This is a genomic window from Flavimaricola marinus, assembly GCF_900184895.1.
GTDB classification, from domain to species: Bacteria; Pseudomonadota; Alphaproteobacteria; order Rhodobacterales; family Rhodobacteraceae; genus Flavimaricola; species Flavimaricola marinus.
The window spans coordinates 1-11,834 of the sequence record NZ_FXZK01000011.1 but is presented as its reverse complement, the minus strand read 5'-3'; the positions used below and the strand labels follow the sequence as shown (position 1 = coordinate 11,834).

10 protein-coding genes and 1 tRNA gene are annotated in these 11,834 nt (G+C 60.2%); 10 read left to right on the top strand and 1 reads right to left on the bottom strand.

Going from position 1 to position 11,834, the window contains the following annotated elements; all coding sequences use genetic code 11:
* Positions 1-28: 28 nt before the first annotated feature.
* From LOM8899_RS18680 to LOM8899_RS18645, 8 genes are all read left to right on the top strand, one after another.
* Entirely contained in the window at positions 29-1,249 is a 1,221-nt protein-coding gene (locus LOM8899_RS18680; RefSeq protein ID WP_093993779.1) for an aminotransferase class V-fold PLP-dependent enzyme, read from the top strand.
* Positions 1,250-1,264: 15 nt separating this feature from the next.
* The gene (locus LOM8899_RS18675) at positions 1,265-2,686 is read left to right on the top strand and encodes a cryptochrome/photolyase family protein (RefSeq protein ID WP_093993778.1); all 1,422 of its coding nucleotides are present in this window, start codon (positions 1,265-1,267) and stop codon (positions 2,684-2,686) included.
* Positions 2,687-2,829: 143 nt separating this feature from the next.
* Complete coding sequence (locus LOM8899_RS18670; protein WP_093993777.1) at positions 2,830-4,041, top strand: SAM-dependent methyltransferase; 1,212 nt, start codon at positions 2,830-2,832, stop codon at positions 4,039-4,041.
* 38 nt (positions 4,042-4,079) lie between these two features.
* Complete coding sequence (locus tag LOM8899_RS18665; RefSeq protein WP_133065069.1) at positions 4,080-4,526, top strand: TrgA family protein; 447 nt, start codon at positions 4,080-4,082, stop codon at positions 4,524-4,526.
* Between the two features lie 37 nt (positions 4,527-4,563).
* A complete protein-coding gene (locus tag LOM8899_RS18660) occupies positions 4,564-5,691 on the top strand; it encodes an NUDIX domain-containing protein (RefSeq protein ID WP_093993775.1) in 1,128 nt (375 codons plus the stop codon).
* 118 nt (positions 5,692-5,809) lie between these two features.
* Positions 5,810-6,844, top strand: a complete 1,035-nt coding sequence (locus tag LOM8899_RS18655) for a cysteine synthase A (protein WP_093993774.1) — start codon at positions 5,810-5,812, stop codon at positions 6,842-6,844.
* Positions 6,841-9,201: a DUF3772 domain-containing protein gene (locus LOM8899_RS18650; RefSeq protein WP_093993773.1), complete on the top strand. Its 2,361-nt coding sequence runs from the start codon at positions 6,841-6,843 to the stop codon at positions 9,199-9,201. Before LOM8899_RS18655 ends, LOM8899_RS18650 begins: the two co-directional genes overlap by 4 nt.
* Positions 9,202-9,418: 217 nt before the next feature.
* A complete protein-coding gene (locus LOM8899_RS18645) occupies positions 9,419-10,075 on the top strand; it encodes a M35 family metallo-endopeptidase (RefSeq protein WP_093993772.1) in 657 nt (218 codons plus the stop codon).
* A 1-nt stretch (position 10,076) separates the two neighbouring features.
* Here the strand turns inward: LOM8899_RS18645 and LOM8899_RS18640 are convergent, their stop codons facing one another.
* The gene (locus tag LOM8899_RS18640; protein ID WP_093993880.1) at positions 10,077-11,207 is read right to left on the bottom strand and encodes an AI-2E family transporter; all 1,131 of its coding nucleotides are present in this window, start codon (positions 11,205-11,207) and stop codon (positions 10,077-10,079) included.
* A 145-nt stretch (positions 11,208-11,352) separates the two neighbouring features.
* Between LOM8899_RS18640 and LOM8899_RS18635 the strand changes: the two genes are divergently transcribed.
* Positions 11,353-11,442: transfer RNA gene (locus LOM8899_RS18635), tRNA-Ser, on the top strand.
* A 322-nt stretch (positions 11,443-11,764) separates the two neighbouring features.
* On the top strand, positions 11,765-11,834 hold a 70-nt coding region (locus LOM8899_RS18630; RefSeq protein ID WP_245820481.1), incomplete at its 3' end, for a hypothetical protein.

Here is an 11,834-nt window from a genome sequence, read left to right as displayed (position 1 = left end):
TCGGGGGCATTTTCGATCAGGTGCCCGCATGACACTCGATACAGAATGGGTCCGGGCCCAATTTCCCGCCTTCGCCGCCGCGCCACTTCAGGGGCAGGCCTTCTTTGAAAACGCCGGCGGGTCCTATACCTGCGGGCAGGTCATCGACCGGCTCACGCGGTATTATACCGAACGCAAGGTGCAACCCTATGCGCCTTACGCCGCCTCCGAAATCGCCGGTGCAGAGATGGACGAGGCGCGGACGCGGCTTGCCGCGATGATGGGGATCGAAACAGACGAACTGTCCTTCGGCCCCTCGACCACCCAGAACACCTACGTGCTGGCCAACGCCGTCCGCCGCTGGCTGAAGCCGGGCGAGGCCATCGTCGTAACCAATCAGGATCACGAGGCCAATTCCGGCCCGTGGCGCAGGCTGGCCGAGGAAGGCGTCGAGGTCCGCGAATGGCGGATCGATCCGCAAACCGGAAGCCTCGACCCGGAGGCGCTGGTCGAGCTGCTGGACGATCAAGTCAAATTGGTCTGCTTTCCGCATTGCTCAAACGTGGTGGGTGAGATCAACGACGTGGCTGCAATCACCGCGCTCGTCCACGACGCCGGGGCCTATGCGATCGTGGACGGGGTCAGCTATGCGCCGCATGGCCTTCCGGATGTCGGGGCGCTCGGCGCGGATGTCTACCTGTTCTCGGCCTACAAGACCTTTGGGCCGCATCAGGGGATCATGGCGATCCGGCGCGGCATCGGCGCCGAGCTTCCTAATCAGGCGCATCACTTCAATGGCGGAACGCTTTACAAGAGGTTCACCCCCGCAGGGCCGGACCATGCCCAAGTGGCCGCAAGTGCCGGAATGGCCGACTATTTCGAAGCGCTCAGCGCGCATCATGGCGGTCCGGCAAGCGGCGCCGCCGCGGCCCGACACGCGCACGATCTGATGCGTGGTGCCGAAAAGTCAGTGCTGCAACCGCTGCTCGATTTTGTCTCCGCCAAGAACTCCGTCCGGCTGATTGGCCCCACGGATGCCAGCAAACGAGCACCCACCGTAGCGCTCGAACTGGCCGGCGGGGGTGAGGAGGCCGCCGCAATGCTCGCCCCGCACGGGGTCATGGCAGGCGGCGGCGACTTCTACGCAGGGCGGGCGCTCTCTGGCATGGGAGTCGACCCCGACAAAGGCGTGCTGCGGCTGTCTTTCGTGCATTATACCACGGCTCAAGAGGTTGACCGGCTGATTACCGCGCTAGATCACGTTTTCTAGAACGTAGGACAGCACATGACGGACAAGACACCCATCCTGATGTGGTTCAGGCGCGACTTGCGCCTCCACGATCACGAGGCGCTCAGCGAGGCATGCAACTCCGGGCGGCCCGTGATCCCGGTCTTCATCAACGATGAGGTCGTCGAAGGGCAGGGCGCTGCGGCGCGCTACCGGCTCGGGCTTTCCGTCGCCTCGCTGGCAAAGAGCCTCGAGGACAAGGGCAGCAAGCTGATCCTGCGGCAAGGTAAAGCCCTGTCCTGTCTTGAAGCGCTGATCGAGGAAACCGGCGCCACCGCCGTCTGGTGGCAGCGGCTCTACGATCCGGTTTCGCGTGATCGGGACGAGCCGATCAAGTCCGCGCTCAAGGACACCGGGGTCGACGCCCGCAGCTTTGCCGGCCATGTGTTGTTCGAGCCGTGGTCGGTCTCGACCCAGACCGGCGGGTTCTACCGGGTCTACTCTCCGATGTGGCGGTCGGTGCGCGGCAACGACGTCGCTTCGCCCCTCGCGACGCCAGGCAGCGTCCCCGGACCCGACACTTGGCCCGCCAGCGACAGCCTGCAGGATTGGCACCTCGACAAGGCGATGAACCGGGGCGCCGCAGTTCTGGCAGAGCATGTGACGGTCGGCGAAGAGGCGGCCCGCGGCAGGCTCGGGGCGTTCATCGCCAACGGCATCGCCGACTACAAGACGGCGCGCGACTTTCCAGCCAAGCCGGGCACCTCGGGCCTGTCCGAGAACCTGACCTACGGAGAGCTCAGCCCGCGGGTCTGCTGGCACGCCGGTCAGCGGGCGATCGAGGAAGGCAAGGCGGGTGCCGAGCACTTCCTCAAGGAGCTGGTCTGGCGCGAGTTCGCCTATCATCTGGCCCACCACACCCCCGAGATCACCGACCGCAACTGGAAGCCCGATTGGGACGCCTTCCCGTGGAAGACCGATCCCGAGAGCGACGAAGTGACCGCGTGGAAGCAAGGGCGCACCGGAATCCCCTTCGTCGACGCCGCCATGCGCGAGATGTATGTCACCGGCACGATGCACAATCGCGGCCGGATGATCGTCGCAAGTTACCTGACCAAACATTTGATGTGCCACTGGAAAATCGGCCTCGACTGGTTTGCCGATTGCCTGATCGACTGGGATCCTTGCTCCAATGCGATGGGATGGCAATGGTCGGCAGGCTCGGGGCCGGACGCGACGCCGTATTTCCGGGTCTTCAACCCCGAAACCCAACTCGAGAAGTTCGATCCGGACCATGTCTATGCCAAACGCTGGATCGCCGAAGGACATTCCTCGCCGCCCGCGACGGCACTCAGCTATTTCGACGCGATCCCGCGGCATTGGGAACTCTCGCCGGATATGGACTACCCAAAGCCGATCGTTGACGTGAAAGAGGGTCGAGAACGGGCGCTAAGGGCCTATGAAGAAAGAGATTTCTGAATATCTTCCGCCGCGCCGAAACCAATTGTTAACGATTTCCGTGACTTCGGGCATCGGCAAAGCTATCTTGTGATGCCGAACGAAGTCGAAAGCGCCGGAGAGCCGTTCATGGCTCTCTTTGACAACATAGAATTGGAGTTGGGATGATCCTGACCACGACGCAAGGCCAGACCGATCTGCCGCGCTACTTCGCCGCCGTATTTGCCAAGATGCAGCAAATTCCACGTGGCCGGATCGACGTCGTGTTGCCCGATGGCCGACGTTTCCGCGCTCAGGGCCCGGCCGCAGGCTATGTCTGCGAATTGAACGTGCACAACCCGGATGTCTTCGCGCGGCTGATCCGCGAAGGCGATCTCGGCTTCTGCGACGCCTACCTCGATGGCTGGTGGTCGACACCCGATCTGATGGCCTTCATGGATCTGATCCATGACGAAGCCTCCGAGGACGTTTATGACGGCTTCCCCGGCCAAACCTTTGTCCGGGCCTACGAAAAGCTGCGGTTCTGGCTGCAATCCAATTCCAAGACGCAGGCCAGAAAGAACATTTCCTATCACTATGATCTGGGCAACGACTTCTACGGGCTGTGGCTCGATGAAACGATGACCTACTCGTCGGCCAAGTTCGTCACCGGACAGGAAAGCCTCGAAGCGGCGCAAACGCTGAAATACGCCTCCATGGTCGATCAGATGGGGGCACAACCCGGCGATCACGTGCTCGAAATCGGCTGCGGCTGGGGCGGGTTCGCGGAATACGCCGCCAAGGAACGTGGGCTGAAGGTGACGGGGCTGACGATCAGCCAAGAGCAGTTCAACTACGCAGTCGAGCGGATCGAAAAGGCCGGATTGTCGGATCAGGTGACGTTCAAGATGCAGGATTACCGCGACGAAACCGGCCATTACGACGGCATCGCAAGCATCGAAATGTTCGAGGCCGTCGGCGAAAAGTATTGGCCCGTCTACTTCGAGACCGTCCGCGAGCGCCTGAAACCGGGCAAAAACGCAACGCTTCAGATCATCACCGTGGCCGACCGCCGCTGGGAGGTCTACAAGCGAGGCGTCGATTTCATCCAGAAGTATATCTTTCCGGGCGGCATGCTGCCCAGCCCCAAGGTATTGAGAGAACAAGTGGAAAAGGCCGGCCTGAAGGTGGCGCATTCCATCGAGTTCGGTGAAAGCTACAATCTCACGCTGCGGCGGTGGCACGAAACCTTCAATGATCGGTGGGATCAGGTGTCGGCTCTGGGCTTTGACGAAAGGTTCCGGCGGATGTGGAACTTTTACCTGACCTCTTGTGCGGCCACGTTTCATAGCGGAAACTGTGACGTGACGCAGATAACGGTGACGCGCCCCGGCTAAGTCGGCAACGCGCCCGAAGACACAGGCAGGAGCGCGAGATGGGGTTGTTCACGATGGCCAAACTGGTGGGGGCGATCCTGTTCGCCATCATCGCTTGGTATGTGTCGCAATTGATCAAGCCGTTGTTTCCCGAAGGCTACGATCCCGGCCGGTTCGCCGAGTTCAACGCGCTGATCGGGCTTGGTGTCGGCTGGATCGTCGCAGGAAGCCGTGCTGGCGGTGGTTGGTCTTCCGGGATCAGCGCGGGATTGACCGCGGCATTCGCGCTGGTCTTTTGGGGGCTGTTGTTGAACTGCACCTACGAGATGCTCCGGCTGTCGCTGCGCCGTCAATACGACGGGCCGCTCGAGGCCGTGATCGGCGTCTTCGAACTCATGTTCGAGAACCTCATGATCATGCTCGATGTGCAGGTTCTGGTCGTCCTGTTCGGAAGTGCTGCGATTGCGGGATTGGTGATCGAATTCACCAGCCGCAAGGCACGCTAGGCCAAACCGCTTCTCTCTGTCATCAAAAGGCTCGCGGATGCATCTCTTCGTCTATGGCACGTTATGCCACCGGCCATTGTTCGACGTGGTCGCGGGGCCGGCCGACGGCCTGTCTCCGACGGTGCAACCGGCGCGCCTCGCCGGCCACGCCGTGGATCAAGTGGCCGGCAGCGCCTTGCCGATGATTATCGAGCGCCATGATGCAGTGGCACAGGGCAACCTCTGGTCCGGCCTCAGCGCCGCCCAACGCGCGCGGCTCGATCTATACGAGGTGGCCTTCGGCTATGATCTGCGCGTCGTCACCGTGCTGTCGGCATCGGGCGAGCAGGTTCAGGCCGAGGCCTATTTCCCGCCAGAGGATCATCGGCCCGCAGGCAAGGTCTGGTCCTTGGCCGAGTGGGAGCGATCACAGGCCCGCGCCGCCATCCTGACGGCCCAAGAGATGGACAACCATGCGCCGCCACTGACCGGTCCGGAGCTGTTTCGACAGTGGAAGATGATGCAAGGACGGGCCGAGGCCAAGGTCCGCGCGGGGCAGGGCGCTGCCGCTGCCTCCTTGCGATATGACGCCTACCCGCAGGATTTCGATGTCTCGCTGCGCGCGCCGTTGTCGGGTGACTTCTTCAAGCTCGCACAGGTCACGATCCAGCACCGCACGTTTGCAGGCCAGAACAGCGGCCCGCTTCCGCGAGAGGTCTTGGTAGGCTGTGACGCGGCTCTTGTCCTGCCGTATGACACGGTGCGCGACAGGGTGCTCTTGGTCGAACAGTTCCGCACCGGGCCGGCCGTGCGCCACGATTCAAATCCCTGGTCACTCGAACCGGTCGCCGGAATCGTCGATCCGGGGGAAAGCCCCGAAGAGGCCGCACTGCGCGAGACCGGAGAGGAGGCGGGGCTTTCGCTCACCGGGCTGGAAAAGATGTTTTCGATCTATCCTTCGCCCGGCTCCAGCACGGATCACTTTCACTGCTTTGCAGGTTTCGCCGATCTGGACAGTCTCGAAACCGGCTTTGGTGGGCTCGAACACGAGGCCGAGGATTTGCGTCTGCATGTTCTGTCGCTCGACGACGCTCTGGCGCTTCTCGACACCGGCGAAATCAATGCGGGCCCGCTGGTCGCGATGCTGCTGTGGCTGGCGCGCAAGCGGGCTTCCGGCTGGCAATGACACCGACGTGATACCGACGGCAGAACGACGTGTTGTCCCTGCCCATTTTCTGACCATCCCTTGAGTTCGCTGTCACCGGGTCGTAGACAGTTTGCAACATGCAGAAAGGGCCGCGCTCATGACTATCCACACCGACCTTGCCGCCGCGATCGGGAACACACCACTAATCCGGCTGAAGGCGGCGTCCGAGGCCACGGGCTGTGAAATCCTCGGAAAGGCCGAGTTCATGAACCCGGGCCAGTCCGTCAAGGACCGCGCAGCACTGTTCATCATCCGTGACGCCGTGGCCAAAGGTCTGCTCAAGCCCGGTGGCACGATTGTCGAAGGCACTGCCGGCAACACCGGGATCGGTCTGGCGCTCGTCGGGGCCTCCATGGGCTTCAAGACCGTGATTGTCATTCCTGAAACGCAAAGTCAGGAAAAAAAGGACATGATCCGACTGGCCGGTGCGGAATTGGTGCAAGTCCCTGCTGCACCTTATAAAAATCCGAACAACTACGTGCGGTATTCCGGCCGTCTGGCCGAGGAACTGGCGCGCACGACGAACGAAGGCGTCATCTGGGCCAACCAGTTCGACAACGTCGCCAACCGGCAGGCACATATCGAAACCACCGGGCCGGAGATCTGGGAACAGACCGGCGGCAAGGTCGACGGCTTCATCTGTGCCGTCGGCTCCGGCGGGACCCTAGCGGGCGTCGGCATGGCGCTGCAGCCCAAGGGCGTCAAGATCGGTCTGGCCGATCCCGACGGTGCTGCCCTTCACAGCTACTACACCACCGGAGAGCTGAAATCCGAGGGCGGCAGCATCACCGAGGGCATCGGTCAAGGGCGGATTACGGCCAATCTCGAAGGGTTCCGGCCTGATTTCAGCTACAATATCCCTGATGCGGAGGCATTGCCCATTGTGTTCGATCTGCTGCAACACGAAGGGCTCTGCCTTGGCGGTTCGTCGGGGATCAACGTCGCAGGCGCCATCCGCATGGCCTGCGAACTTGGGCCCGGGCATACCATCGTGACGATCTTGTGTGACTACGGCACCCGCTATCAGTCCAAGCTGTTCAATCCCGATTTCCTGAAAGACAAGGGTCTGCCGGCTCCGTCTTGGTTGTCACAGGCGCCGTCGTCCATCCCGGGCGTCTTTGAGGAAGTATGACGCGACGCCTTTCCCTATTGCTGCTGGCCCTTTGGCTGGGGCTGTTGGGAAGCGTTGGTCGGGCGCAGGTCGACGTTCCCGCGCTCGCACCTGTCGAAGCCGCGATGTCGCAAGTCGCCGGACCGGACTACCAGGCATGGTCTGAAACGGCGGCGCGGACGGAGGCTATCTCCGAGCTCGGGCGTGGATCGACATTTGCGCTCGAACGTTTGCGTGGCGATCTCGTGCTGTGGCGCGAGCAGTTCCTTCAGGCCGAAAGCGTGAACGCAGGACGAATCTCGACCGTTCAAGCCCAGATCGAAGCGCTCGGCCCAGCCCCTGAAACAGAGGCAGAGGCCGTTGAGATTACGACCCGCAGACAAGAGCTGGAGGAGAAGCTCGCGCGCCTTCAGGTGCCCGTCCGGCTGGCACAGGAGGCTTATGCCCACGCCAACGGGCTCATAACCGAAATCGATGCTTTGATACGGTCCACGCGGACCAACGATCTCATGAATCGCGGCCTGTCCCCGCTGAATCCAACCATCTGGGGGGAAGCCGTCAGTGTTCTGAATCAACGCGCGACGAGCGTCTATCATGAGGTCCGTGCCAACCTGACCAGTAGCAGCAGATGGAGCGTGTTCTACGACAATATCGGCCGAGCCGGACTTCTACTTCTCGCGGGCCTCGTATTGGTCATTCGGGGGCGAAAGTGGTCTGCCCGCTTGCAGAGCGCAATGGCGATGCGAACCCAGAGCAATGCTGCGGCGGGTGTCTGGCGATTTACCACATCGCTTTTGCAGATCGTTTTGCCGCTGACCGGCCTGTTCTGCATTCAAGCCGGGTTGCAGGCCAGCGGGTTTCTGGGTGTGGCCGGAGCGCGTATGTCGGCGGTTCTGCCGCAAGCGGGCCTCTTCGTCATCATCGCGCGGTGGCTGGGCGACCAATTGGCTACCGCCGATACCGAAAACCACCCGTTTCTGGATTTGCACCGGGTTCGGCGAGGCAAGGCCAGCAGCTATGTATTGCGGGCCGGTTGGGTGCTGGCCATCGGTGAAATGGTCAATGCGTTCTTGGCAACAGGCGAAACCTCCGCCGCGGCCAACGCCTTGGCGTTCTTGCCGGTTCAGCTGTTGTTGACCTACGTTCTCTACCGACTGGGCCAGATCCTGATACTGGCCGCCAAACCGGACACCGACTCCGAGGGCGAAGAGCCGCGTTTCCGCCGCAGGATCTTTGGCCTTCTTGGACGCGTGCTGAAGATCATTGCCATAATTGGACCAGTGCTCGCCTTTGCCGGCTATTCCAACGCAACCAATGCTCTGATCGTGCCATCTGTGATGACCTTGGTCGTGGTAGCGGTTTCTCTGCTATTACAGGGTTTTGTGACCGATATTTATGGGCTGGTCACTGGAGGTGACGAAACCAGCCGTGATGCCTTGATCCCGGTCCTGTTTGGATTTGCGATCACGCTCTTGGCGATACCGGTTCTTGCTTTGATCTGGGGCGCCGGAGTTCAGGATTTGAGCGAGGTCTGGTCGCGCTTCCGGGACGGATATTCCTTCGGCGAGACCCGCATTTCACCAACGGATTTTGTGACATTCGGGTTGGTCTTCGTTTTGGGTTATATGCTGACACGGCTGTTGCAAGGCACGCTGCGCAGTTCGGTTTTGCCCAAAACCCGGATCGACAAGGGGGGGCAGAACGCGATTGTCGCGGGGGTCGGCTATGTCGGGATATTCCTCGCCGCCATCGTCGCGATCTCCAGTGCGGGTCTTGATCTGTCATCGCTCGCGATTGTCGCGGGCGCGTTGTCGGTCGGCATCGGTTTTGGGCTTCAGAACATCGTTTCGAATTTTGTTTCAGGCATCATCTTGTTGATCGAACGGCCAATCTCAGAGGGGGATTGGATCGAAGTCGGTGGCCAAATGGGATACGTTCGCGCGATCTCGGTGCGTTCGACGCGGATCGAAACATTCGACCGAACCGACGTTATCGTGCCAAACGCCGATTTGGTGTCGGGGCAGGTCACGAACTGGACGCGCGGCAATTCGGTCGGTCGGGTCATCGTGCCGGTCGGCGTGGCCTACGGGTCAAACGTCGACAAGGTGACCGAAATTCTGACCGAGATTGCTTCCAGCAATCAGTTGGTCGTACTGACGCCACCGCCCTCGGTGCTGTTTGTCGGCTTCGGCGCGGATTCGCTCGATTTTGAAATTCGGGCGATCTTGCGTGACGTAAATTTTGTCATGGCCGTCAAATCCGAGATGAACCATGCGATAAACGCCCGTTTCGCAGCAGAAGGGATCGAGATCCCCTTCGCTCAAAGGGACCTGTGGTTGCGGAATCCAGAGGCACTTACGCCCAAAACTGAGCTTTGACGTTTTGGCTACGATGGCGAGGACGCCCATTGATGGATGGCGTCAGTAGCGTCATGGGGCAGGGGGCTGCCCCGTTCGATGTTGGCCCGTGGCCAAGCGAGATTGGCGCCAAGTCCTTGCCGTCAGGTTGCGGCAGAACATAGCATCAACGGCGGTATTGACCTCATAATCCTTGTCTCGCTTGTCTTGCCCTGAAGGCATGGGTTAGCCTCGCCTCATGAGGTTGAGACGAGGCAATGACCGGATGAAGCGACGCGGCACGTTGATCGGCATGATCTTGGCGCTTGTTGTCGGAGGTTCCGCCCAAGCGCAATCGTTCGAGAATTGCGAAAAAACCGAGATCGCGGCCATCGAGGCTTCGATCATCGGCGCCCATGACCTTGCTCTTCAAGCCGCCGTCAATGTGGGTGACACGCCAACTTACACCCGGTGGTTCGGTTCGTACAATCGTCGAAGCGGGGATCGGCTGCGGCGCAATTTCAAGTCGGTTTATCAATCCATCGTCACCGAAGAGATCACCGGCCAATGCCTCAACAGCTACGAATCGAGCTGCAAGGGCGGCACCTACGCCTTCATCAATCGAAACCGGCCGTTTTTTGTGAACTTCTGCCCGCCGTTCTTTCGCCTCCCGACGATGACGGGCGTGTCGCCGACGTCAAACGAAATGGCGAACGGGACACAGGAAGGCACGATCATCCACGAACTCAGTCATTTCGAACAGACCGCCGATACCGATGATCTGTGCTATTCGCGGCCCGATTGCATGGCGATGGCGCGGTCGGATCCCAATGGTGCGCTGAGAAACGCTGACAGCTTTCAGTATTTCGCCGAAGACGTCATGCTTTACGCGGATGACGTGGCGTCATCTCGTTAGGCTATTCTGCTGCCTGCCTGATTGCCTCGCCTTGCGTTTCCGGTTCAGGCAGGCCCTCGCGAGAGAGCAGGATCGCGATCGGGCGCAGCGCCGGTATCTCCGAGCAGACGATCATGAGGCCGACCATGATTGGAACCGACAAGAACATCCCCGGAATTCCCCAGACCGCGCCCCAGAAAGCGAGGCTGATAATGATGCCAAAGGAAGACAGACGCAGTGCTCGGCCCATCAACATCGGATCAATCACGTTTCCATTTATGAACTGAATTGCGCCAACGATCAGGAATATCGCGAAGGTCGGTCCCGGTTCGGACAGCTGGACATAAGTAACGAGCGCCACAAGCCCGGTTGCGACGATCGACCCGATATTCGGTATGTAGTTCAAAATAAAGGTGATGATGCCGAGTGCAACCGCCAGCTCCAACCCGAAGAGCGATGCCACGAACCACACCATTGCACCGGTCACGAGGCTCACCATCGTTTTGACAAACAGATAGCGGTTTACCCGGCGAATGATCGAACCCACGATCCGACTGATACGATCAGCTTGAACAGGGTCGCCTACGAAATTGACCAGCTTGGTCGCGAACCAAACCCGTTCGGCAAACAGAAAGCCGACGAACAGGATGACCAGCACGGTCGCTTGCATCAAGCCGCCGGCCTGACCTGCCATCGTCCTCAGATAACCCGATAGATTGACGTTCGAGAGGCTGTCGAACACAGCCAGTTGCGCATCCGGGCCAAGCCACGCGAAGAGTGCGGCAACGGCTTGAGGCGCTCTTTCCGTATAGGCCAACGTCGTCGTCAATACGGTGTTGACCTGCGCCAGAACGATGGACGTGAGCAGGAGTAGGGCGGTCGATATCAGGACAAGTGCGACGATGCTCGCCAGCCAATTGGGAACATGCAGTGGGCCGATCCTCTGTCGACCGATGAAATTGATCGCATCACTCGTCAAACTGAACAACACGATGGCTGTCACCAAGGATATCAGCATGAACCTGGCTTGAACGAGCAAGAACAGGACCACGGCAAAGGCAATAATGATCAATGCGACTGCCTGCACACGAGAAGGGTCAGCCACCGGTCTTTCTGAACGCGGTTCAACAGGGCGCAATGATGGGCTTGGCATCAGATTTGCAGAGTCCTTGGAGATGAAACGACAAGTCGACATTATGCGACAGGCGGCAGTCAGTGACAATGACCCGCAAATGTTGCGATGATGGCCCTTCAAGGTCTTGCATTCCTCTGTCGTGCGAGGGTAGACACGCGATCACGGACAGGTGGCCGAGTGGTCGAAGGCGCACGCCTGGAAAGTGTGTAGGCGGGAGACCGTCTCCAGGGTTCGAATCCCTGTCTGTCCGCCATTATCCCCATTGCGAACCAGTGACACCGCCCTGACGGGCACACATTTTTTCGTGTTATCAAAGGGGTTTGCCCGAACGGGTCGAACCTCATAGACGCGCCGTTGGGCCGAGACGGGGCACAGAATGGCACTCAGTCTCAGTTTGGGCGGACCTCGTCTTTTCCGGTTCGGTCCGCTTTTGCCGTTAACTTTCAGTAGTCTGCTTCTGAACTCCGCCAAAACCCTGACCTGAGCCCCTGAATTTCCTCCAGCTTTGTGTAGAGTCCGCCCAACTGAAGGACGGACAACTGAAGACGAGATTCACCGACGAACAGATCATTCAGATGATCAAGGAACAGGAAGCTGGCGAGAAGACGGCTGACGTGTGCAGGCGCTATGGGATCAGCCAGGGCA

Coding starts and splice junctions, on each gene's coding strand:
- LOM8899_RS18680 (WP_093993779.1), top strand. CDS start 29: ATGACACTCGATACAGAATGGGTCCGGGCCCAATTTCCCGCCTTCGCC.
- LOM8899_RS18675 (WP_093993778.1), top strand. CDS start 1,265: ATGACGGACAAGACACCCATCCTGATGTGGTTCAGGCGCGACTTGCGC.
- LOM8899_RS18670 (WP_093993777.1), top strand. CDS start 2,830: ATGATCCTGACCACGACGCAAGGCCAGACCGATCTGCCGCGCTACTTC.
- LOM8899_RS18665 (WP_133065069.1), top strand. CDS start 4,080: ATGGGGTTGTTCACGATGGCCAAACTGGTGGGGGCGATCCTGTTCGCC.
- LOM8899_RS18660 (WP_093993775.1), top strand. CDS start 4,564: ATGCATCTCTTCGTCTATGGCACGTTATGCCACCGGCCATTGTTCGAC.
- LOM8899_RS18655 (WP_093993774.1), top strand. CDS start 5,810: ATGACTATCCACACCGACCTTGCCGCCGCGATCGGGAACACACCACTA.
- LOM8899_RS18650 (WP_093993773.1), top strand. CDS start 6,841: ATGACGCGACGCCTTTCCCTATTGCTGCTGGCCCTTTGGCTGGGGCTG.
- LOM8899_RS18645 (WP_093993772.1), top strand. CDS start 9,419: ATGAGGTTGAGACGAGGCAATGACCGGATGAAGCGACGCGGCACGTTG.
- LOM8899_RS18640 (WP_093993880.1), bottom strand. CDS start 11,207: ATGCCAAGCCCATCATTGCGCCCTGTTGAACCGCGTTCAGAAAGACCG.